The organism is Enhygromyxa salina, from assembly GCF_000737335.2.
Lineage (GTDB): Bacteria > Myxococcota_A > Polyangia > Nannocystales > Nannocystaceae > Plesiocystis > Plesiocystis salina_C.
Window position 1 is genome coordinate 38,593 of sequence record NZ_JMCC02000052.1, and the last position, 22,929, is coordinate 61,521.

A 22,929-nucleotide genomic window follows, 5' to 3' on the forward strand; every position below is an offset into this window, starting at 1 on the left:
ACGCCGCAGTGACCGAGCCGGAGCAGCCCAACTACGACGTCGCCGTGATCGGGGGGGGATTGGTCGGCAGCATGGCCGCGATCATGCTGCGCAAGCGAGGGCTGCGGGTCGCCGTGCTCGAGTCGCGCGCGCGCGGCCAAGCGCTCAAGACCATCGTTGGAGAGTCGCTGACCGAGGGCACCAGCGTGTTCTTGCATCACGAGATCGGGCTGGGCGAGTGGTTGCGGGACCACGCGTTTCGCAAGTATGGCTTCGACTTCGTCACCCAGCCCCACGATCGGCCGAAGCCGCGGGTGCTCGACGAGTGCCATGAGCTGCTGCTCTCGCTGACGCCGCTCGAGCGGATCGAGGCCGCGTTCCCGCGCTTGATCCCGACCTACCACGTCAACCGCCCGCCGCTCGATGCCGAGGTCGCCCGCCGAGCGGAGGCCGCTGGCGCGGTCTACATGTACGCCAGCTCGGTCGAGCGCGTGGCGCTGGGCGAGGGTCGACACGAGGTCGTGCTGCAGGGGGGCGCGACCGTCACCTGCAAGTGGGTGCTCGACGTCAGCGGTCGCCGCCGCGTGCTCGCCAAGCAGCTGGGCATCTCGCACGATCTCGACGGGCTCGACACCGCGGCGATCTGGACCCGCTTCACCAAGGTTCGCCACGACGCCGCGTTCTGGCAGACCTTCCGCGGCATCGATCGTCGCCGCCACACGATCCACCTTGGCGGGCCAGGGTTTTGGTTTTGGTGGATCCACATCGATGACGACACGACCTCGGTCGGGGTCTCGTTCGACAAGACGCAGCACCAGCCCAACGTCAAGTCCGAGGATCGCGGGTTCTGGGAGATGGCCCGAAAGTTCCCGGCGCTGGTCGAGGCGCTCGCGGGCGCCGAGCCAACCGAGCGGTTCTCGTACTACGCGAAGCTGGGCCACCGCACCGAGCACTGGGTCTCGCCAGCTGGCTACGCGCTGATCGGCGACGCCTCGGGCTTCGTCGACGCGCTGTACTCGATCGGCATCGAGATGGCGTGCCGGCAGCTGGTCGCCGTGGCCCCGCTGATCGAGGCCGCGTGCGCGGGCGAGCAGCCCTGCGCCGCCACGATCGCCAGGCTCAACCGCGACCACGAGCTGATGCAGGACTCGGTGCGGCTGCTCAACAAGTTCAAGTACGAGCAGGCTTGGCATCAACCGCACGTGCTGATGCAGACGGCGCTCTACGAGCTCGGCGAGATCGCGGAGCTGTATCATCTAAAGGCGATCGAGCACTGGACGCCCCGGCTGCTCGCCCGGCACTACCGGCTGCAGTGGAGCAGCGAAGCCCGGCGCCGCCGGTTGGTGCGGTTCATGAGCGCGGCCCAGCGTGTCGGTGCGCGCGCGGGCGCGCGCGAGGGGCAGCCGCTGCTGGCCAAGGCCCTGCTGCCGGGGCGCTTGGTCTATGCGGTGACGTGGCCGCTGTGGCACCTGCCGCGGGCGCGACCCTACTTTTTCGTGATCACCCGGGCCTGGGGCCACATGGAGCGCCTGAGCCAGCGCCTGCGCGTGTGGCCAGACTTTCTTGGGTTGATGGCGGGGCCGCGCCGCGCTCGAGCGCCGCAGCTCGACGCGTCCGATCCCACCGTCGCAGACGGGGAGCCCAGCGCTTGAGCGCTCCGCGGCCGGACCGGGTGTTCGAGGCGATCCCGGATCTCGACACGCGCCTGGTCCCGCAGCTGCGCGCGATGGCGTACTTTCGCGAGGCGACCCCCGCGGAGGTCGAGCGCTCGTTCGCCGCCTATGAGCAAGGCGACCCCGAGCAGCTGTGCCGGGTCTGGGCGGAGGTCGCAGATCCGACCCGAGCCGCGCTGCCGCCCGCGATGCGCTTTGCGTATGCGCGCGCCGGCCTCGGTCCACGGCTGCTCAACGCTTCCGTGTTCCTGGACTCGCTGCGCGCGGTGCTCGAGGCGGGCGAGCGGTTTCGTGGGCGACTGCGCGGCGAGGTTCAAGCTGTGCTGCGATCCGAGTTTCCCTACCTCGAGCGTCGCCACGAACACATCCCGCGGGGCCACGACCTGTCTGAAGCGCGCGCCTTCGAATTCCCGGAGGTGTTCGCGAGCTATGTCGAGCACGGGTCGCTCGACGACAGCCGCGCGCGCTGGCAGCTCGCCGTTGGCCTCAACGAAGTCCAGCAGTGCAGCTACTCCGAGTTTGCGGCGCAGCTATTTCGGTTGCCCGAGCTGCGCCGTCACGCGGCCCGCGAGCGCGAATTGGCGTGTAATTACTTCGGACATTGGGCGCCGCGCTGCACCCTCGAGCTGTGGCGCGAGACGATCCTGGTGCTCGATGCCCTCAACGCCGCGACCTTCGAGCTGGTGTGCACGCAGCTGCTGCCGCGCGCGATGGCCCCGTCGCGGCTGTTCGACGCTCGGAGCCGGCGCGCGCAATGGCGCGAGTTCGTGGCGAAGCTCGACACTCCGCAATGGTTGCTGGCGGTGCCGCAGTGATTTCGCTGCCCACGGATGCGCGATCATGCGCACTCGCGTGTCTGGTGGACCCGCCCGTACGACCCGACCCCGGTGTGGTGCTCGAGCACCAACCAATGCTCGCGATGGGCTCCTGTTCGAACCGGTCTTGGGATAGAGTCCCGTATCCGTGTGGTCTAGCGCGCGAGGGTCGGCGGTGAGCCGCACGCCACAGACTCTGGCTGACTTGCTGGAGATGCGAGCCGTGAGCCACCCGAGCGAGGGCTACTCGTTCTTGCTTGGCGCCGACGCTGACGGGCCGCGGGCCCAGCTGAGCTACGCGCAGCTGTACGCGCGGGCGCGGACGGTCGCCGCGATGCTCGACGCGGCTGGAGCCCGCGGTGAGCGAGTCATGCTCGTGTTTGGGCCGGGGCTCGAGTTCATCGTCGGGTTGTTCGCGTGTCTGCTGTCCGGCGCGGTCGCGGTCCCGGTGTATCCGCCCAACCCCTCGCGGCTCTACAAGACGCTGCCCTTGCTCGAGGCCATCGCGACCGACGCGCAGGCCCGGTTTGGACTGACCAGCGCGGATCTCATGGAGATGACCCGCGCGGTCGCGCAGCTGTCGGAGGGGCTCGCCAAGCTCGAGTGGCTGTCGACCTCCGACGCAGGCGGTGCCTCGGACTGGACCGCGTCCACGCTCGAGCCCTCGCAGCTGGCGTTCTTGCAGTACACCTCGGGCAGCACCGGCGAGCCCAAGGGCGTGATGCTCAGCCACGCCAACCTGCTCCACAACGAGGCCATGATCCAAGCCGGGTTTGCGCAGCGATCGCGGCAGCGGGTGGTCGGGTGGCTGCCGCTGTATCACGACATGGGCTTGATCGGGAACGTGATCAACCCGATGTGGGTCGGCGGCAGCGCGCTGCTGTTGTCGCCGATCTCGTTCCTCAAGCGACCCATGCTGTGGCTCGAGGCGATCAGCAGCTTTCGCGGCCGGACCAGCGGCGGGCCCAATTTTGCGTATGACCTGTGCGTGGATCGCCTGGCCGTCGATCGGGTCGAGACCGCCGAGCTAGAAAACCTCGATCTGTCGTGCTGGGAGGTCGCGTTCAACGGCGCCGAGCCGGTTCGGGCGGCGACCATGCGGCGCTTCGCCAAGGCGTTCGCGCCAGCGGGCCTCGACGCGCGGGCGCTGTTTCCTTGTTACGGCCTGGCCGAGTCGACGCTCGCGGTGACGGCGGTCAGCGTGGGCACCGGGCCCAACGTCTTGCACGCCAACCGGGCCGCGCTCGAGCGAGGGCGCGCGGAGACTTCCAACGCCGATCCGGGTCCAACCCCAGGCCCAACCCCAGGCCCAGCTGGGGGCCCAAACCCGGCGGACTGGGTCGAGCTGGTCAGCTCGGGCCGACCGCTGCCTGGTTCCGAGGTTGCGATCGTCGACCCCGAGCTGCTGTGTGTGCTCGACGACGCCGTGGTCGGCGAGATCTGTGTGCGTGGCTCGCATGTCGCTGGCGGCTACTGGGGCCGCCCGGTGCTCTCGCGCGCGATCTTTGGGCTCGAGCTGGTCGGGGATCCATCGGGGCCATGGTTGCGGACGGGTGACCTTGGCTTCATGCGCGACGGCGAGCTGTTCGTGTGTGGGCGTCGCAAGGATCTGTTGATCGTGCGCGGGCGCAACCTGCATCCCCACGACCTCGAGCGGGCGATCGGCGACGCCCACGCGCAGGTGCGGCCCGGCTGCGTGGTCGCGTTCGCGACCGAGCACGACGGCCTCGAGGAGGTCGTGATTATCGTAGAGGTGCGCGACGGGACCCCGAGCGATCGCTACCAAGCGATCCTCTCGACCGCGCGCGAGGTGCTGGCGGATGGGTTTGGCGTGCGGCCGCTCGACGTCCTGCTGGTCACCCCCCACACCCTGCCGAAGACCTCCTCGGGCAAGCTTCGGCGCAGCGCCGCCCGCGAGGCGTGGCTCGCTGGCCGGCTCGAGCCGCTCGCGCACAGCGATGGCCAGGATCTGGCGGCGCAGGCGTCCCAGACCAGCGGGCCCGGCAAGGCTGACCAGAGCGATCCGCCGCGCGACATCGTCGAGGCCCGGGTGCTCGACATCTGCGCCGAGGTGCTGGGGCACCCCGGGCTCACCCGCACCGACGACTTCTTCAAGCTCGGCGCCGACTCGGTAGCGATCGCGTCGATGACCGCGAAGCTCGAGGTCATGCTCGGTCGCGAGGTCACGCTTGGCGCGGTGTTCGACGCACCCTCGGTCGCTGGGCTCGCGGTGTGGCTGCGCGAAGAGGGCTACGACACCACGCAGCTGCGCGCGCGCGAGCTGCCGCTGACGCCGGACATGCACCGGTTGCTGCGGGTCGCAAGCGGAGCTGGCGGGCTCCCAGCCGACACGCTGTATCTCGCGGCCGCGTTCTCGCTGCGGGTGGGCGGGACCGACGGCATGGACAGCTGGGCAGAGACCTGGGGCGCCGGCCGATCGAAGTCGGAGGCCGACGTCGTCGCGGCGCTCGAGGTCGGGCTGCAGGCGTTCGCGGCTCGCCACGCCGCGCTGCGGACCTCGTTCGTGCTCGACTCGCTCGACCAGCCCAACGTGATGTGTCAGCGGATCGCGGCCAACGTGGAGATCACCCTCGAGCGCGAGCCGCTGGCGGGGCTCGACGAATTCGAGGCCGTCTACGCCGAGCAAGTGCGTCGGCCGATCCCGCTCGACCAGGCGCCGCTGTGGCGCTTCGTGCTGCTCGAGCACCCTGGCGCCGAGCCGGTGCTGTGCGTGGTCGCCCATCACTTGGTCTCGGATCACGCGTCGTTTCGCGTGCTCGTCAACGAGCTCGAGGCTGACCTTCACGGTGACGCGCGCGTGCCTGGGCCCCCCGACGACGGCGCGCTCACGCGGCTCGCAACCCTCGAGCTCGGGGACCCAGGCGACGCCCTCGAGGCCGAGTCGTTCGCGGGCATCGAGCCGCTGTCGTTCGTGAATTTCACGGGCCGCTCGCCCGACGCGGGCTACGCCGCCAAGTCGGTGTTCGTCGAGCTCGACCCGGCGATCCACGCGGGCGTCGACGCGCTGGCGCGCTCGCTGGGGGTGCTGCCCGCCGCGCTGGGGTTCGCGGTCTTGCAGCTGCTCTTGCATCGGGTCTGCGGGGTCGAGCGCTTCGTGGTCGGGGTCCCGGTCGACCAACGCATCGCGCTTGGGAGCCCCGACGCGGTCGGCTACTTCGGGGTCCCGGTCCCGATCGCGTGTCGGGTCAACGCCAGCGACACCCCGCGGGTGTTGGCGCGTCGCTCCCAAGGCCAGCTGCGTCGCGCGATGGACTCGCCGGGCTTGCCGGTCTCGCTCTCGGCCTCGCTCGAGCGCGCGCTTGGCTGTGTCCCGGGCGTGCCGCTGTTGCAGGTGCTGTTCAACGTGCTGCCAGCCAACGAGCACGCGCGCGGGGCCAGCTTGCGGCGGCTGCCGATCGGCCCGGTCTCGATGGACATCGATCTGTCGCTGTCGCTGGTCCGCGGGCCGCAAGGCGGCGCGATCGAGCTGCACCATCGCGCCGACGTGCTCGATCGCGAGGGGTCACGGCAGTTCGTAGAAGCCTACGTCGAGCTGCTCTCGACGCTCGCGCGCGACGTCGACACTCCACTGTCGCACCACGCGTGGCCAACCTGCTGTCCGGCCGCGCCAACCCGCCGTCGGATCGCGCTGGCGGCCACCTTCACCGCCGAGCCAATGATCCCGATCATCGTGGGCTGGGGCCGGCTGTTCGAGATCCCCTTCGAGGTCGAGCCCGAGCCCTACGCCCAGGTCATCCAGCCGCTGCTCGATCCGGCCAGCGCGCTGCGGTCCGAGGACGTCGTCGCGCGGGTGCTGTTGGTCCGGCTCGTCGACGTGTTCCGAGCCCGCGACGTCCCGCCCGGGCTCGATGACTATCGCGACTGGTGCGCGGACCTGCTCGACGCGGTCCGCGAGGCCGCCAGCGCGGGCTTGATGATCATCGGGCTGCCGCCGTCCGACGCGTCCGAAGATCTGCTCGAGCTCGAGCGCGAGCTCGGCGAGGGCCTCGCCGCGATCTCGGGCGTGCGGGTGCTCGGGCCCCAGGCCATGCTCGCGGCGCTGCGGGTCGACGCGCTGTTCGACACCCAGGCCGACGCCCTGGCCCATGTGCCGTTCACGAGCCCGGCCTACGCCGCGTTCGCAACCGCCATCGTCCGCGAGCTGTGGCGCCACGATCGTCAGCTGCTCAAGCTGGTGGCGGTCGACGCCGACAACACCTTGTGGTCTGGGGTCGTTGGCGAGGACGGACCGGCGGGCCTCGACCCCGCACCGTTCGCGTCGCTGCATCAGCGCCTGCGCGAGTGTCGGGCCGCTGGCGTGTTGTTGGCGATCGTCAGCAACAACGATCCCGATCTGGTCCGCGCCGCGCTCGAGCGGCCGGAGCTGCCCAACGCCGAAGACTTCATTGCGATCGAGGGCGGCTGGGACAGCAAGGCCGCGCGCCTGATCAACCTGGCCGAGCGCTTGTCACTGGGCGTCGACAGCTTCTGCTTCCTCGACGACAACGAGGTCGAGGTCGCGGCGATGCGCGACGCCTGCCCCGAAGCGCTGGCGTTCGTGCTGCCCAAGCGCCAGCTCGCGGTCGCCAGTAAAGACGCAGCTGGGTCCGGGGCGGGCTTCGTCGAGCGGCTGTGGGCGCTCGATGTCGACGCGCGCACCCAAGCGGATCTCGAGCGACCCCGTCGCTACGCCGAAGAGCGCGCGCGTCGGTCCTCGCGGCGGGCGGGTCAAGGTCACCTCGAATTCGTGCGCAGCCTCGAGCTGTCCGTGGTCGCGCGGCCGGTCGAGCGTCACCTCGAGCGCGCCGCCCAGCTGAGCGCGCGCACGAATCAGTTCAACCTGCGCAAGCGGCCCCGAACCGCGGACGAGCTGGCTAGCGAGATCGGGCAGCCGGACGTCCGCGCGACCGTGATCGAGGTCCACGATCGCTTTGGTGACTACGGCATCGTGGGCCTGGTGGTCGCGCGCCTGCGCCACGTCGAGCTCGTCGTCGAGACCTTGCTGCTCAGCTGTCGGGTGCTCGGGCGCGGGGTCGAGCTCGAGCTGCTGAAGTGGCTGGCCGAGCAGGCCGACGAGCTCGGGGCCGCGACGGTGCGGTTCCTGGCCGAGCCTTCGCCGCGCAACACCCCCGCGCGTCGGTTCGTGCGGCGGGTCGGCGACGCGGGCGCTGGCGAGCTCGTCGAGGGCATCGGCGGGGGGCTCGAGCTGCGCATCGCAACCGCGGGGCTGCGCACGATCGGCCTGTCGGCGCTGCTCGAGCGGGTCGAGCACGCGGCCGGGGACTCGACCTCGCGTCGACTCGACATCGATCGTCGGTTGGAGGCCAAGCGGCTCGGGTGGATCGCCAGCGAGCTGGTCAGCGGCGAGGACGTGCTGCGGGCGTTCGGGATCCGCTGGCTGCAGCCTGGGGTGGGGAGCGCGTCGTCGCAATCGGAGGCCGGGAGCGCGCTGGCCCGCGAGATCGCGGCGCGCATGGCCGCGCTGCTGCACCTTGGCCAGTTCGACGTCGACGCTGACTTTCTGGCCGCGGGGGCGAGCTCGCTGACCGCGGTCGAGCTGCTCGCGGATCTGCGCCGCGAGCTGGGGCTGGGGCTGACCCTCGATGACCTGGTGATCGCGCCCAGCGCCCGGGCGCTCGCCTCGGTCGCCGCGGGCACCCTCGACGCCGGGCAGCCAGCCCGCGAGGTCCCGCTGCCCGAGCGCATGGCCACCGACGCCCAGCTCGATCCCACGATCTTCCCGGCCGGGGCTGGCACCGCGGGGGCGACCTGGACAGGGACCGCGGACCGGGCCGGGATCGGAGCCGGGTTTGCAGCCGGGTACGCCGCGAGGTCGGGCTCGACGACCGCGCTGCGCCGGGTGTTGCTCACGGGCGTGACCGGCTTCGTCGGCGCGCACCTGTTGTTCGAGCTGCTGCGCCAGACCGACGCGACGGTCGTGTGTCTGATCCGAGCCCGCGACGCCGAGCATGCGTGGGAGCGCCTGCGCGCCGCGATCGAGCGGGTCGAGCTCCCGTGGAGCATGGCGCTGCGCCGCCGCGTGGAGGTTCAACCGGGCGATCTGACGGCGGCGCGGCTTGGCCTGGGTGGCGACAGCTGGCGGCGCGAGGCCGAAGAGCTCGACGCGATCTACCACTGCGGAGCGGCCGTCAATTTCGCCCAGCCCTACGAGCTGCAGCGCGGGCCCAACATCGAAGGCACGCGCTCGCTGATCGAGCTGGCCTGCGCCCAGCGGCCAACCGCGTTCCACTATGTCTCGACGATCGGGGTGCTGGTCGGCGCTGGCTGTCTCGCGCGGGACATGCTGGACGAAGACACGCTGCCGGGCCCGGGGGCGGCGCTGCCGATCGGCTACCAGCAGAGCAAGTGGGTGGCCGAGCGCTTGGTGCTCGAGGCCGGCGCGCGGGGGCTGCCGGTGGTCGTGTATCGGCCGGGAACGATCGGGCCGCACTCCACGACTGGCTGCCACAACCCCGATGATCTGTTCATGCTGCTGCTGCGCGCGTCGGATCGCCTGCGCTGCCTGCCGGACATCCGCGACGTCGACATCGCCCCGGTCGACTGGATCGTCTCGATGATCGTCGGGGTCTCGGTTGCTGGAACTGGTTCTGGTTCTGGGTATGGGCCTGGTTCGGGCTTGGGCGACACGCGCGGCCGGATCCTGCACTTGGTCAACCCCGCGCCGGTCTCGATCGCGCAGATGCACGAGTGGTACGAGCTCAGCGGCAGCGGCATGCGCATTCGTGACTTCGAGGGCTGGCTCGACGCCGTTCGGGCCGATCTTGGCGACGACCCCAACCACCCGCTCTCGGCCCTGCGCGCGATCCTTGGCAGCGAGACCGGGCGAGAATTTTGTCGGCTCGTGAATCTCGCCCCGCGCACGGATGCCCGTCGCGCGACGCAGCTAGCGACGCAGCTCGAGCTGCCGTGTCCACCGCTGGACGCCGCCCAAATGATCCGCTGGGATCGCAAGCTGCGGGCGGCGGGGCTGCTCGAGGATCGGCTCGACGAGGCCGGCGTCCCGGCCAGGTACATGTGGTTTCGCGAGCACTTGGTCGGCGGCGGCACCGGCCCCGACGGCGCCCGCACAACCCTCGAGCTCGACTTCCTCGCGTCGGTCACCAGCTTGCGGCAGCTGCTCGATGATCGCCGCATCGACGTCTCGGGACGGGTCCTGTGCCCGGCCCTGCACCCCGCGCCGCTGCACGTCCGCGAGGGGCACTGGTGGGTCCGGCCCAACTCCGGGCTTGGCCGCGCGAGCTCGAGCGAGGCTACGCTGATGCGGATCCGCGTCGAGTTGGTCGACGAAGACGGCCGCGAGCTGTGGCTCGAGGGGCACAAGGTCGCGCGGCCCCGGTTTGATCTGTGGCGGCAGAGCCGGACCTTCGAGCTCGAGCTGGGCGACGCGAGCGGCAGCCTGATCTCTGGCCAAGCCGAGGTCGAGGGCAAGACCTGGGTCGAGGACCAAGTCTACAGCGTCGACTTTCACCCGGACGTGCCCGAGGCCGAGCGTCGCCGCGCGCGCTTGTTGTACCTCGCGTGGCTCGGCGGCAACATCGGGCGGACCTTCTACGATCTCGCGCTGCGGCTCGGGATCTCGGTGGTGTCGGGCAAATGATCGCGCTTCGTCCCTTGATCGCCGACGTCGACGCGGAGCTGCGCGAGCTCCCGTTGGTGACCGACGACGGGCTCACGCTGGGCCTGACCCGGTTTCGCCGGGGTCCAAGCGATCGCAGCGTGCTGCTGATCCACGGGCTCACGACCTCGACCGACATGTTCGTGATGCCCGAGCACGACAACCTGGTCGAGTCGCTGCTCGACGCGGGCTGGGGCGACGTGTGGTCGGTCGACTGGCGCGGCAGCTTTCGCCTGCCCTACAACACCGACGCGCGCGGGTTCAACGTCGACGACGTCGCGCTCTACGATCTTCCGGCTGCGCTCGCGGCGGTGCGCCGCCACAACGGCGGTCGCCCGGTCGCCGTGATCGCGCACTGCGTCGGGGCGCTGGCGCTGAGCATGACGATCGCGGCCAAGCTCGCCGGGCCGCTCGCGGGCGTCGTCGCCAACTCGACCTTCTTGACCCCCAACTTGCCCGAGCCGTCGCGGCTCAAGCTCTCGCTGCTCCCAAGCGTGCTCGAGCGGATGCTGCCCGAGGGCTACATCCCCATGGATCTGGCCCAGGTCGGGCTGTTGTCGCGCCGCGCCGCGCTGTTTGCGGTCGCGGCGGCTGGCTCGACCTGCAAGGATCCGACCTGCCAGATGATCTCGTTCGCGTGGGGCTCCAGCCTGGGGATCGGGCCTGGGTTTGGGACCGGCAGCCGGGCCGGGGAGTCGGCGCTGTTCGAGCACCGCAACCTGCACCCTGCTACGCACGCGCGCCTGCGAGAGCTGTTTGGGCCGGCGCCGCTGAGCTTCTATGCGCACCTGCGCAAGATGGCCAGCGAGCGCGCCGTGGTCCGCCACGACCTCGCCGACGCCCGCTACGATCGCCTGCCCCGCAGCGCTCTCGATGCGCTAGACGACTGGAACACGCCCTTGCTGTTGGTCGACGGCGTGCTCAACCGGGTGTGGACGGGCTCGCTGGCGCTGTGCCACGGCTACCTCGCGGATCGTCACCCGCACATCGACGCGACGCTGATCGAGATCCCCGGCTACGGCCACCAAGACACCTTCATTGGCCGGGCCTCCGCGCTGGATGTGTACCCGCGCATGATCTCGTGGCTCGACGAACACCTGCCGCCGTGACCCTGGATCTACTGGGGCGCAGGTTGGTCCATCCAGGCTTGGGCAGCGCGGGTGTCGACGCCGCTGTGACGCAGCCCTGGAAACACGACCTCGGTCATGCACTCCACGAACACCTGTCGTCGGATCGCGCGGGGGAGGCCGCCGAGCCCGTCGAGCTGATCGCCCGCGCCGGGGCCATCCGCGAACAGCTCGTTGGTGTCCAAGGTCCCGCGCAGGATCGCTGGCAGCCGCGGGCCCAGCCACGCCACGCTGCTCTGCTTGGCCTCGTGCGCCAGGTGGATCCAGCCCAGCCGCGCGTGCTGGACCTCGTCGCGGACGATCTCGTGGACGACGGCGCGGACCTGCGGATCCTCGGCGCGATCCTGGATCTGCAAGAGCAGGGCGGTGCTCAGTGACTCGGTCACACACGACATGCTCACGATCTCGTAGAGCAGCTGCTGGCGCGGCGCGGCCAGGTCGGTACGCAGCGGCTTGGCCGGCAGCTCATTGGCGCCCGAGGGGGGACCGCCGAAGTACGCGACCAGCTCGTCGCAGCGGACCTGGTGGCGGCGCTCGTCGTCGGCCGCGGTGGTGGCGAGCTCGATGACCTGCGCGAGCGCGCCGAACTCGGCGAGCAGCTGCGCGAAGCGGGCGAAACGGGCGGCGGCCTCCAGCTCGGCGTGGGCGCGCTGTGACCACATGCGCGCGGCGTGGCGCCGACGTCGTTCCTCGATCATGGCGAGAGTCTATCGACCGGGTGCCCGGCCTGCTGCGGGGTCCGACGACACGCGGGCCATAACTTGTTAGAGTTTTGCCTGCGTGCAGCGGCGAATCGTACTGGTTGCGGTGGATGCGCAGTGGCGCGATCCCAACGGGACCTTCTTCTCGTTCTCATACGGCATCGAGAAGCTGCGCGCGGCGATCGTCAGCGCCCCGGATCTGGCCGACACAGAGATCCTGCTGCTCGATCTGCTGAGCGGCGACGCGGATCACTTCTTCGAGGCCGTGCGCGCGTTCCAGCCCACGCTGGTCGGGCTCTCGACCTACGTGTGGTCGCTGAACATCTTCGCCGAGCTGACCCGGCGGCTGCGCGAGCACCAGCCAGATCTGGTGATCGTCGCGGGTGGGCCTTCGGCGCGGCGATCCGTGCTGGATCTGCCCCAGTACCACCCGCTGCGCGATCGCGTTGACGCGGTGATCCCCGGCGAGGGTGAAGAGGTCATTCGTCAGCTGGTCCGTCACCACCAGGAGCCCGACTGGCGCAAGCGGGTTGGGGGGCTGCAGTTCCCCACGCGCGGGCTGTGGCGCAGCAGCGAAGCCAGCGATCGTCCGGCGATCAACGAGTACCCCTCGCCGTATCAGCTGGACTTGGCGCCGCTGCGCAAGACCGGCTACGTCGAGACCTTTCGGGGCTGCCCGATTCACTGCGCGTTTTGCCAATGGGGCGAGCAAAAGTCCGATCGGGTCCATGACGCTAAGTACCTGCAGGCTCACCTCGAGGGTCTGCGCCGGGCCAACGTGCCCAACGTGTTCTTTCTCGACGCCGCGTTCAACCTGAGCCCGCGCGCGTTTCGGGCCCTGGTCGCGGCCGAGGACGAGGTCGGGGTCCTCGCGGACTCGATCGTTCACGGTCACCTGTACCCAACCTTCCTCGAGGATCACCACCTCGAATTCTTCGATCGGATCAAGCAGGTCCAAGCCAGCATCGGGATCCAGAGCTTCGACGTAGATGTGCTCGAGCGCCTGGGTCGGCCGTTCGACGTCGCGCGCTTCGAGAAGGTGCTCGGGCGCATTCGTGGCCGGCTGAACTTCGACATCGAGCTGATCTTTGGGCTGCCCGGCGACCGGCCCGACTCGTTCCGTCGCACGGTCGAGCGCTCGCTCGAGCTCGGCGACACGGTCAAGGCGTTCAAGTGCCTGGTCCTGCCCGACGCGCTGCTCGAGCGCGCCGCGGATCTGTCGATCGAGTATGACCCGGAGACCTTTCAGATCCTCTCGTGCGAGGGCTGGACCGCCGACGATCTCGCGCGGGAGTGGGAGTGGCTCTACGATCTCGCGTCCCAGGCCGATCGCCCGATCCTCAATGACGACTGGGTGGGCTTCGCGATCACCACCCAGACCGGCGACGCCCAGGCACATGGCGGCGATCATGCCCGCCGGGCTGACGGAGCGGGCCGGAGCATCGAGCTCACGAGCGCCAAGCTGCCAGATCCTGCGCTGAGCCAGCTGCGCGACGCGATCGCCCAGCTGGCCGCCGGCTGGGGGCTCGAGGCCGTTCGCGGCGAGCGGGGCGGCGTGTTCTTCGATCTGCACGGGCCGCAGGGCGCGGTCGTGCTCGAGGTCGTGCGCCTCGAGCAGGGCGCCCGCTACTTCGCCGAGCGCGACGGCTTGGCCTACTCGCACCGTGGCCCGGTCGATCGGGCCAGCTCGCCGGGCTTGCGGCGGGTCATTGATCTGGTCCACGCCGAGGCGCTCAGCCTGGTGGCGGCGTCCTGAGGTAGCCCGTGGATCAGCTGCAAGTCACGGCGAGCTCGCGGCAACTGGTCGAGCGCGGGTTCGCGGTGCTGCCCGGTCGCTACGGCGCGGACAAGGTCGCGCGGATCCGCGGGGCGCTCGCGCAGGTCTACCACCAGCTCCACGATCCGCCGCTGTGGTCGGACCAGCCGCGCTGGCTCAGCGACGACCTCGAGGTCTCGGGCACGGGCTTGGTCATCCACAAGCTGCTCAAGCTGTACCCCGCGCTGCACCGCGACATGCTCGAGGACGATGTCGTGGAGATCCTGCGCGGCGCGCTTGGCCGCGACATGCAGCTCGAGTTCGCGGGCGCGGTGGTCACCAACCACACCCGGCCGTTCTTCAAGTGGCACAATCACGTTGGGGGGATCGAGGACGAAAAATTTCGTCGCCTCGGTCTGCGCCCGCCGATCGAGGCGCCCGAGCGCGTGGCGATGATCGTCTACCTCGACGAGATGGGCCCCGGCACTGGGCAGCTGCTGATCCACCCGCATCGGGTCAGCGGCGCCTCGGGTCCGCCAGGCCCGGTGGAGCAACCCAACTGGGATGGCCGCGTGCAGGTCGTGGGGCCGCCGGGAACCGTGGTGATGCTGGATCAAACGACCTGGCACGCCGCGCTGCCGCGCACGATCGATCGCGAGCTGCGCTTCTTCTTTGGGCTGTGGTTCGCGTCCGCGAGCGCGCCCAAGGCCGAGCGGGTCGACGAATCGCTGTTGGCCGTCGACACCCGCGATCCACTCTTGCGGTCGCTGTTGCCCTCGTTGGCGCCCTCGTCGTCGCCTGGGGGCCCGGCCTGATGCTGGACCACGCGGCGCAGCTGCGGGCCAACGGGTACACGCTGCTCGACAGCCTGATCCCCGCGGACGCGACCCAGCGCTACGCCGCGGCCTTGCGCGCGCAGTGGCGGCGGCTGGGCGAGCCGGCCTTGGTCTCGCAGGCCGACGTGGTGCTCGAGCCTGGCGTCCACGTGAGCCCGGTTGGCATGACGTGCGCGGGGATCCTCGAGCGAATCCCCGAGCTCGCGCAGGTCCTGGTCGAGCCGCAGTTGTTGGCGCTGTTCACCGAGCTGCTTGGGCCGGACTTCGAGCTGGAGTTTGGCGCCGGGGTGGTCAGCGACGAGACCCGCGGGTTCTTCTTTTGGCATCACCACGTCGGGGGCATCGACGCCGAAGACCTGCGGGGCGCGGGCTACCCCAGCTTCGAGCGGATCGAGCGGCTTGGGTTCACGCTCTACGCCAGTCCGCTCGACGACGCCCACGGGGTGATGCAGGTGTGGCCGCGCGGGGTCCAGACCAGCACCGCGCCCGCGCACCCGCCCGGGCGCGAGCCGTGGCCCGGCGCCGCCCAAGTGCGCGCGCCGATCGGCTCGGTTGTCGTGTTCGAGCAAGGCACCTGGCACGCCGTCACGCCCATGACCCATGCTGGGCAGCGCTGCTTCTTTGGCTTCTTCGTCCGCCGCGCCGGTCTGCCACCGACCAAGCGCCGCGACCCCGGGACCGAGGCCGCGCTCGCCAACAACGCCACGCTCCGGGCCGCCTATGGGGGGCTTCGAGCACACGGGGGGGCGCCATGAAGGTGCTCTTGTTGTTCTTCACCGATCCCCGCCGGGCGTTCAGCTCGTCGGTCGCGGCGCTGGCAGCCGTCGTGCGCGAAGCCGGGCACGAAGCCATCGCGCTCGAGATCTATCGCAAGTTTCGCATTGACCACGTCGCTGCCCACATCGAAGCGCTGAAGCCGGACGTGATCGGGGTGTCGAGCATGACCCGCGACTGGCCCGGCGCGAGCGCGCTGCTGTTGGCCCTGGATCGCAATCGCAGTGGCGATGGCGATGGCGATGGCGAGTCCGCGCCGCGTCCATTCGTGGTCGTGGGGGGCTATCACGCCAGCCTCGCGCCGCAGGACGTCGCTGGCTGTGCGGCCGTCGACGCCGTGTGCATTGGCGAGGGCGAGCGACCGCTGCGGACCCTGCTCGGGCGCTTGGCGGCGGGTGATCGCGCGCTGCCGACCGGGCCCGGGCTGTGGGTGCGGCGTCCGGGCGGCTGGACGGATCCGGTGCCGCCCGCCGATCCCGTGCCCGACATCGCCAGCTTGCCGCGCTGGGACTACGACGTGTTTGGCGAGGTCAGCCAGATCATCGATGACGGCATCAACACCTTTGGCCCGCTGGCCGACGGCTTCTTGCCGACCCGCGCGGGCCGGGGCTGCCCGTTCACCTGCGCGTACTGTTCGGCGCCGCGGTGGGGCAAGCTGCAGGACTTTGCGAGTCGGGACAAGCGCAACGCCCGGCCGGTCGCGCATCTGTGCGAGGAGCTCGCGGACCTGCGAGATCGCTACGCCCCCGAGGGCTTCGAGTTCTGGGACGAGCACTTTCCGCTCGACCTCGCCTGGCTGCGCGAGCTCGCCGAGGAGTACCCGCGCCGCGTCGGCCTCCCGTTCAAGGTAGAGATGCACCCCAGCGCGGCCAGCCGTGAGCGGCTTGCGCTGCTGGCCAAGGCCGGCTGCGTGCTGTTTCACTGCGGGATCGAGGCCGGCGACGAGAGCTTCCGCCGCGACGTGCTCAACCGGCGCACGCCCGACGCCAAGCTGCAGCAGGTGTTCGACGACTGCCGCGAGCTCGGGCTCGAGACCAGCGCCTCGCTCATGACCATGCTGCCCGGCGAGACCCGCACGCACACCCGCTCGACCACGGATCTGCTGCATCGCCTGCGCCCCGGCTCGTTCATGTGGTCCACCTACCACCCCTTGCCCGGCACCGTGCTTGGTGACGCCGCGGTCGCGCGCTGGCCCAGCCCGGCGCGTGAGACCTTCGACGACTACGACGAGGTCCAGACCCTGACGCCGCCGCTGGTCGACGCGAACGAGCGGTCCGAGACCTTCTTCGAGCTTGGGCAACTGCAGACGCAGCTGGTTCAGATCGCGGCCAAGCGCGTCGACGCGACCCACGCCGAGCTGGTCGGCGAGGGGACACCACGCCGTCGCGCGCGGCCGGTCGAGATCCCCATGCCCAAGCGCCCCGCGCCAGCGGGTCTCGCGGCGCTGCTCGGCCTCGCCGCACCCAACGCGGAGCTCACGGGCGCGCGGGCGGGCCTGGTGTCGTTCGAGCAGGGCGTGCTGCGGGTCGAGATCGATCACCCGCTGGTGGCTGGCGCAGATCCGTGGGAAGTGCGGATCGCCCCGCTCGATGGCTCGCGGCACTTCATCGAGGCCGCGAAGGTCGGGCTGTCGTATCGCGGCCGCGAGGCGCCGACCGAGCTGCTCGAGACCTTGCGGAGCATGGCGGCGGCGCTTGGGGACGTGGGTATCGAGCAGCTGCGCGGCGCGCTGGACTGACGCCGCGGAGCGTCTGATAACCTGCGCGAGTGAGCACGCACGTCGCCGAGCTCGACGCCCACGTGCACGCGCTGCGCGAGCGCGGGTTCACGATCGTCCCCGCCAGCCACAGCCCGGCCACGGTGGCGTCGCTGCGCGCGGCTCTGACGGGGCTGTACCAGCGCTGCGGCGCGCCCACCCCTTACTCTGCCAAGGGCGAGCAGCTGGGCGCCGACGTCCAGCTCGCGCCGACCGGCTTTGTCGTCACGCGTCTGCTCGCGCTGTTTCCCGAGCTCGCCAGCGAGCTGTTGTCGCCCGTTGTCGTCGAGGTGGTTCGCCGCTTGCTCGGTCGCGACATGCACCTCGAGCTGACCGGCGCGGTCCTGTGTGACGCCGCGCGCCCGTTCTTTTCGTGGCACAACCATATTGGTGGGATCGACGTGGAAGACTATCGGGCCCGCGACACGTGGCCGCGGTTTGGGGAGTCGGAGCGGGTCATCGCCGTGCTCTACCTCGACGACATCGACGCCAGCGGTGGCGAGCTGCGGGCCTACCCGCGACGGATCACCGATCCCACCGAGGCGCCGCACGACGAGATGTCCCCGGACTGGCCTGGCCACGAAAAATTACACTTCGCGGCTGGCTCGACGGTCATCCTCGAGCAGTGCACCTGGCACGCCGCGATGCCCCGACTCACGCCAGGTCTCCGCATGTTCGTTGGCGTCTACATGACCTCCGCGCGGGCGCCCAAGACCGAGGCAAGCGACGACTCGCTGTCTGGGTTCAGCGGCGGTGGGCCGCTGCTGCAGTCGTTGCTGCGCGGCTGAAAACACCTCGCCCGGGGGGGGCGGGTCCAAGCTCGAGTCGCGCTACTGGTTCAGGACCGCTTTCGAGATCAGCCAGATCCCAACCGCCACCAGCACGCTGGCGATCAGCGCGAAGTGCCGGGCCGTTGGCAGCGACTTGGTCTGCTTCGCGCCCAAGTACGCGCCCAAGAATGTCGCGCCGCCGACGGTAGCGAAGGCCAGCAGTGACACGCGGCCGCTGCCGATCGCCCCGAGCGCTCCGGCGACGCCGGTGAAGAAGCCGATCGCCATGTTGGTGCCAGCGGCCTTGGGGGCGCTCACGCCCAAGCGCAGCATCGCGGGCAGTCGCAAGGTCCCGAGCAGCAGGCCGACCACGCCCGAGAGGGCACCGAGGACGACCCCGATCACGACCTCGAGCGCGAGCAGCTTGCCGCGCAGTTGCGGGCGGCTGCCGGAGCTCTCGGGCCCAGCGCTGTTTGACCCGGTGGCGGCGGGCCCAGAGGTGGCGGGCCCAGTTGCGGTGGGCGGTGAGTCGCTGGCGGCCGGCTCCGGCTTGGCCGCGGCGCTCGACTTGCGGATAGCGATCGCCTTGCGACCCAGCGGCACCGCGGAGATCAGCAAGGTCGCGCCGATCACCGCCTCGATCCACCAGCCCTCGACCTTGACGACGCTGCGCGACGAAATGTAGGCCGCGATCGCCGAGGGCAGGCCAATGCTCAGCAACAAGCGCAGCTCGACCCGCCCTTCACGCGCGTGGGCGAACGCGCCAGTGCCCGCGCCCAGCGACGAGATCGCCAGGTTCGACGCCGCCGCGGCCGGAGCGGAGCTCAGCGCGATCACCAACAAGGGCAGCCGAAACTGACCGAGCACGAGCCCGACCATCGCCCCTAGATAGGCCATGACGCCCGATACCAGGGCAGCGGCGACCAGCCACAGCAGCGCGGCGTCGAGTTGGATCGCCGCCACTCGAGGGCCGAACTCAGCAGCGAGTGTAGGGAGCCAGAGCGTGGTAGCGCCGATCATACACGCGCTTGACACCTCGCTCCAGCGATCGGCATCGTCGCTGCCGCAGTGAGCGATCCAGACCCAACCAATGACGCTGGATCAACGCGAGGCCCCGGCGTTGTCGTGCTGCACTGGTCACCGGCGAGCGCGGGTCTCGTCGATGAGCTCGCCCGCACGATCGCCAGCGTTGGCGTGAATCGCATCACTTGCGTGCGCGACGGGACCGCCCCACTCGCGGTCCGGCAGGTCCAGGGTGTGGAGGTGCGGACCTTGGCGATCGACGTCAAGCCCGGGTCCGACGCGTACCCGATCCGCCTGATCGATGACGTTGACATTGTCGCCGCTCGCTCGGTGATCGTGCTGCCGCGCGCGGGCATGGACGAGCCCGACTCGGCCTCGCGCTTGACCTGCGCCGCGATCCGTCGGGCCTGCGGCGACGCGCTTGGCCCCAACGTGCTGGTCGAGATCGAGGATCCCGAGGCCGCCTTCGAGTTCGTGGGGCTGGGGGTCGCCAACGTGTTCTACCCCGGTCACCTGCGCGCGGCCCTGCTCGGGCAAGCGTGCGTGGATCTGGGCGTGTTCCAGTTCATCGTGGGGCTGCTGCGTGGTCGCCACCACGTGCAGAGCATCGCGGTCCCCGAGCGCCTGCGCGACGGGACCTTCGCCGACGCAGCGCTCAGCCTCGAGTGCGACAGCGCGGGCCGGCCGATGACCGTGATCGGCGTGGCCAAGGGTCGCAGCGAGGGAGGGCAGCCGATCAACGTCGTCGTGAACCCGGGCCCGCGCACGCGCCTGAGCGAGTGCGTGTGCTTGATGGTGTTGGTGACCGGCGAAGATCCCCTCGAGCAAGCCCCCGAGCAAGCCCCCGAGCAAGCCCCCGAGCGATCCAATAGTGAGCGGCCCGGGATCCAGGTGGGCGCGTGACTCGGCCAGCCAAGCTCGCGGCTGGGCTGTTCGCTCTGTTCGCGCTGTGGATCACGTGTTGGCTGCCGGTTGCCCGTGCGCAGGAGCCCGCGCCCGAGGCCCAGCCCGATGCCCAGCCCGATGCCAAGCCCACGCCGCTGCCTGCGGGGACGATCCGGTTTGGCGCAGGCAGCAAGGGCGGCGGATTCTCGCAGACCGGTGACGCGCTCGCGAATGCGCTCGAGCAGATCAACGCGGGCACGCGGATCCACGTCGAGAACACCGGCGGCTCGTGCGACAACGTCCGCAAGCTCGCGCGCGGAGAGGTCGACGCGGCCCTGGTTCAATACGACGTCGCGGCCGAGGCCTTCGCCGCTTCGGCTGTCGGTGATCACGCGCTCGAGGACGGGGCCCAGAGCGGGTGGATGTGCGAGCTCTCGTCCGCCGAGCTCGCGGGCGTCGAGCTTCAGTTAGTCGCCGCGATCGACGACTCGGCGGTCCACGTGATCGTGCGTCGGCCGGTGCGCCTCGACGACTTCAGCTCGGTCGGCGATCGGCCGATCTTCGTGGGCCAGCTGGGCTCGGGCAGCATGGAGACCTCGAAGGTGATCCTGGGCGCGGCCGGGCTGACCCTCGACGACGTCAACTCGCTGCCGATCAAGAACAAAGCCGCGATGACGGCGATGCAGAACGGCGAGCTCTTGATGATGCTGCGGACCACCGAGATCGGTGACGACGCGATCTCGGGCTTGCTGGCTTCGGGCATGGCCGGGCTCAACGCGCTGCCTGACTCGGTGATCGAGCGCTTGATCGACGGATTTCCGTACTATCGGATCTGCCAGATCGACGCCCACAGCTACCCGGGACTCGAGTTTGGCGTGCCCAGCGTGTGCGTGAGCACGGTGGTGCTCACGGCCCGCCGCGCGGGCGTTGACGCGCTGAGCGACGAGCAGGTTGGCGAGCTGATCGACGGGCTGCGGTGGATCGAGCACAACCCGGTCGAGGGGCAGCCGCCCGTGTCGGTCCGCTGGCGCGACTTCGCCGAGCGCGAGCCGATCCCGCTGCATCCCGGCGCGGGTCTGACCGAGCGCCGCGACTTTGCGATCTACTGGGCCAAGGTCATCGCTGCGCTCGCGCTGGTGGGTGGCGCGCTGGTGCTGTTGCGTCGATTCCTGCGTCGCAAGGGTCTGCTGGGCAACCCGCTCAGCGGCAACCTCGAGGGCCAGCTGTCCAACCCGATTGTGCCCTTTGCTGGGTTCTTGCTGATCGTCGTGGCCGCGACGGTCGTGGTCTGGAACCTCGAGCACGACAGCAACGCCCGCGTTCGCACCCTCAACGACTCGTTCTGGGAGATGAACATGTTCGCGACGGGCAACTTTGACAGCGAGTCGCTCAAGACCTCGACCGCCCGGGTGATCGGGGCGGCCGCGACGATCGCTGGTTTGGGTCTGCTCGCGTGGTTTACGGCGGCGCTGACGAGCATCTTGTCCCGCGATCAGATGCGGCTGTTTCGGCGGATGCGAAACCACATCGTGATCTTGAACTTCCGCGAAGAGATGCTGCAGCTGGTCCGCGTGCTGCGTAGCCCGGGGCCGCTGCGTCAGCGCTCGATCCACGTGGTCGTCTCGGACACCCTGCCGCCGCGGGTCCGGGCCCAGCTCACGAAGGTGCGGGGGCTGACGATCTACCAGCAAAACCCGGAGGTGCCCGAGGACCTCGTTGATCTGCGCCTGCCCAGGGCTGCGCGCGTGATCGTGCTGCAAGGTGGCTATCACCCGCTGCGGATCGCGCGGGCGGTGCATCACGCGTGCGTGCGCTTGGATCCGGCGGCCAGGATCGAGGCGACCAAACAGCAGCACGGGCTGGGCATGTCGCCGTCGGTTCACTCGCCCGCGCTCGCTGGCGACGACGCCCGCGGGGCTCGGGCGACGGTGCCGGTGACCTTGGTCGAGGCAACCGATGGCGACGTGGCCGATGGGTTGTTCGATCCCTTCTCGCGCTGGTTGGTGCCGGTTCCGGCCCGGCAGCTCGCCGACGCGTGGCTGGCCAACGCCTGCGTGGATCCAAGCTTTGGCGAGCTGTTCAACGACATCGTCAGCTTCCGCGACGACAACTCCGAACTCTACACCGTGGAGCTGTCAGAGAGCTTTCACGGAAAGACCTGGCGAGAGCTTCGCAAGCTGTTGTTCACCGCCCAGGCGCGCGCGGGGATCGTGCCGATTGGGCTGTATCGCGGGCACCAGGGGCGGCTTGCGTACGACGCGTCGGACGTGGCGGACAGCAGCCCGCAGGCCGCGATCGCGCGGCGGCTGCGGGTGAACCCGCCGCTGGAAACCGTGCTTGGCGAGGGGGACCGGGTGTTGGCGTTCGCGGAGGACGAGGCGGATCTGCGCAAGGTGTTGAAGTCGCGGCGCTGAGCTTGGTGGTGACCGGGGCAGACGAGCACCAGATTTGCCAAGCGTTTACCCAGTCCTGGCTTCGCTGCACCGGTCAGCACGCGCTCTCGGTCGCGGCGGCCTCCCGGACCACGAGCGCGTCTGCGTACGCGTCGAGCACCCGCATTTGTACTGACGACAGGCGCACCCCAGGGCGGGCGGCGGTGATCTGCGCGAGCGCCTGCTGAGGCGTCCCGGCGAGGCCGCGGCGGAGCAACAGCGCGGCGGCGAACAAGCCTGTTCGACCGTGGCCTTGCGCGCAGTGGATCAGCACGCGCTCGGCGGTTGCGACTTGGTCGACGGCGGCCTGGAGATCCGCGAGGCGTGGCGCGGCCGCATCGAGGATCGGAAAGCAGACATAGCCCGGCCGTTGGCGGATCACCGTAGGCTCGACCTGCTCGCAGGTGAGATCGACAATTGTCCGGACCTCCGCGGGCAGCTCCCCCGCCAGCAACCGCCGCGCGAGCCACAACTCTTCGCTGAGCCTCGTCACCGCAGGTTCACGACTGGTGACGCGAGCGAGCCGCCAGACCACTCCGAGTAGGCCGAGGTAGGGAAGCAACACGAGCGTCGCCGCGACATGCCGGGTGCCATCGGACCGCTTGCCAAACACTCGGGTGTCGTGACCCAGGTAGGCCCAACCCACCGCGATCAAGCTCAGACCGAGCCAGCCAAGGGCGACCATGCCAACAGGGCCAACGGCCACGCCCATCGCTCCGGCTCCGAGCCCGCCGCCGACAAACATGATCCCAAGCCCACGCCGCAT

The 22,929-nt window shown here is 70.1% G+C and carries 14 protein-coding genes; 11 read left to right on the top strand and 3 right to left on the bottom strand.

What is annotated here, in order from left to right:
• Nucleotides 1-8 precede the first annotated feature (8 nt).
• From DB30_RS20440 to DB30_RS20455, 4 genes are all read left to right on the top strand, one after another.
• Nucleotides 9-1,631: an NAD(P)/FAD-dependent oxidoreductase gene (locus DB30_RS20440; protein ID WP_205633031.1), complete on the top strand. Its 1,623-nt coding sequence runs from the start codon at nucleotides 9-11 to the stop codon at nucleotides 1,629-1,631.
• Nucleotides 1,628-2,467: a hypothetical protein gene (locus tag DB30_RS20445; RefSeq protein WP_146659825.1), complete on the top strand. Its 840-nt coding sequence runs from the start codon at nucleotides 1,628-1,630 to the stop codon at nucleotides 2,465-2,467. The genes DB30_RS20440 and DB30_RS20445 overlap by 4 nt, the downstream gene beginning before the upstream one ends.
• A 223-nt stretch (nucleotides 2,468-2,690) precedes the next feature.
• Complete coding sequence (locus DB30_RS20450; RefSeq protein WP_165703858.1) at nucleotides 2,691-10,085, top strand: thioester reductase domain-containing protein; 7,395 nt, start codon at nucleotides 2,691-2,693, stop codon at nucleotides 10,083-10,085.
• Nucleotides 10,082-11,212, top strand: a complete 1,131-nt coding sequence (locus tag DB30_RS20455; RefSeq protein WP_052551543.1) for an alpha/beta hydrolase — start codon at nucleotides 10,082-10,084, stop codon at nucleotides 11,210-11,212. Before DB30_RS20450 ends, DB30_RS20455 begins: the two co-directional genes overlap by 4 nt.
• Before the next feature lie 8 nt (nucleotides 11,213-11,220).
• Here DB30_RS20455 and DB30_RS20460 read toward each other — a convergent pair whose 3' ends face one another.
• Nucleotides 11,221-11,928 (bottom strand): ferritin-like domain-containing protein, encoded by a 708-nt coding sequence (locus DB30_RS20460; protein WP_052551545.1) that lies wholly within the window; start codon nucleotides 11,926-11,928, stop codon nucleotides 11,221-11,223.
• Between the two features lie 82 nt (nucleotides 11,929-12,010).
• On the opposite strand from DB30_RS20460, the gene DB30_RS20465 reads away from it, so the two are divergent.
• From DB30_RS20465 to DB30_RS20485, 5 genes are read left to right on the top strand one after another with little or no spacing between them, the layout of a single operon-like run.
• Entirely contained in the window at nucleotides 12,011-13,687 is a 1,677-nt protein-coding gene (locus DB30_RS20465; protein ID WP_146659827.1) for a B12-binding domain-containing radical SAM protein, read from the top strand.
• Nucleotides 13,688-13,695: 8 nt separating this feature from the next.
• Nucleotides 13,696-14,502: a phytanoyl-CoA dioxygenase family protein gene (locus DB30_RS20470; protein ID WP_052551549.1), complete on the top strand. Its 807-nt coding sequence runs from the start codon at nucleotides 13,696-13,698 to the stop codon at nucleotides 14,500-14,502.
• Complete coding sequence (locus DB30_RS20475) at nucleotides 14,502-15,278, top strand: phytanoyl-CoA dioxygenase family protein (RefSeq protein WP_052551551.1); 777 nt, start codon at nucleotides 14,502-14,504, stop codon at nucleotides 15,276-15,278. Before DB30_RS20470 ends, DB30_RS20475 begins: the two co-directional genes overlap by 1 nt.
• The gene (locus DB30_RS20480) at nucleotides 15,275-17,035 is read left to right on the top strand and encodes a B12-binding domain-containing radical SAM protein (protein ID WP_052551552.1); all 1,761 of its coding nucleotides are present in this window, start codon (nucleotides 15,275-15,277) and stop codon (nucleotides 17,033-17,035) included. The genes DB30_RS20475 and DB30_RS20480 overlap by 4 nt, the downstream gene beginning before the upstream one ends.
• 29 nt (nucleotides 17,036-17,064) lie before the next feature.
• Nucleotides 17,065-17,841 carry a phytanoyl-CoA dioxygenase family protein gene (locus tag DB30_RS20485; protein ID WP_052551554.1) on the top strand — a complete coding sequence of 259 codons (777 nt, stop codon included), beginning with the start codon at nucleotides 17,065-17,067 and terminating at the stop codon, nucleotides 17,839-17,841.
• Between the two features lie 42 nt (nucleotides 17,842-17,883).
• Here the strand turns inward: DB30_RS20485 and DB30_RS20490 are convergent, their stop codons facing one another.
• Nucleotides 17,884-18,786, bottom strand: a complete 903-nt coding sequence (locus tag DB30_RS20490; RefSeq protein WP_052551556.1) for a sulfite exporter TauE/SafE family protein — start codon at nucleotides 18,784-18,786, stop codon at nucleotides 17,884-17,886.
• A gap of 105 nt (nucleotides 18,787-18,891) precedes the next feature.
• Here DB30_RS20490 and DB30_RS20495 point away from each other — a divergent pair, with 105 nt between their 5' ends.
• Both DB30_RS20495 and DB30_RS20500 read left to right on the top strand, forming a co-directional pair.
• Nucleotides 18,892-19,749, top strand: coding sequence for a hypothetical protein (locus DB30_RS20495; protein ID WP_052551559.1), 858 nt, complete (start codon nucleotides 18,892-18,894; stop codon nucleotides 19,747-19,749).
• Nucleotides 19,746-22,145 (top strand): TAXI family TRAP transporter solute-binding subunit, encoded by a 2,400-nt coding sequence (locus DB30_RS20500; RefSeq protein WP_052551561.1) that lies wholly within the window; start codon nucleotides 19,746-19,748, stop codon nucleotides 22,143-22,145. Before DB30_RS20495 ends, DB30_RS20500 begins: the two co-directional genes overlap by 4 nt.
• A 73-nt stretch (nucleotides 22,146-22,218) precedes the next feature.
• On the opposite strand, the gene DB30_RS20505 is transcribed toward DB30_RS20500, so the two are convergent.
• Complete coding sequence (locus DB30_RS20505) at nucleotides 22,219-22,929, bottom strand: phosphatase domain-containing protein (protein ID WP_052551563.1); 711 nt, start codon at nucleotides 22,927-22,929, stop codon at nucleotides 22,219-22,221.

Bases quoted from the DNA above. Each gene is read 5' to 3' on its own strand.
- DB30_RS20455 (WP_052551543.1), top strand. From the start codon at position 10,082: ATGATCGCGCTTCGTCCCTTGATCGCCGACGTCGACGCGGAGCTGCGC.
- DB30_RS20460 (WP_052551545.1), bottom strand. From the start codon at position 11,928: ATGATCGAGGAACGACGTCGGCGCCACGCCGCGCGCATGTGGTCACAG.
- DB30_RS20475 (WP_052551551.1), top strand. From the start codon at position 14,502: ATGCTGGACCACGCGGCGCAGCTGCGGGCCAACGGGTACACGCTGCTC.
- DB30_RS20480 (WP_052551552.1), top strand. From the start codon at position 15,275: ATGAAGGTGCTCTTGTTGTTCTTCACCGATCCCCGCCGGGCGTTCAGC.
- DB30_RS20505 (WP_052551563.1), bottom strand. From the start codon at position 22,929: ATGCGGCGTGGGCTTGGGATCATGTTTGTCGGCGGCGGGCTCGGAGCC.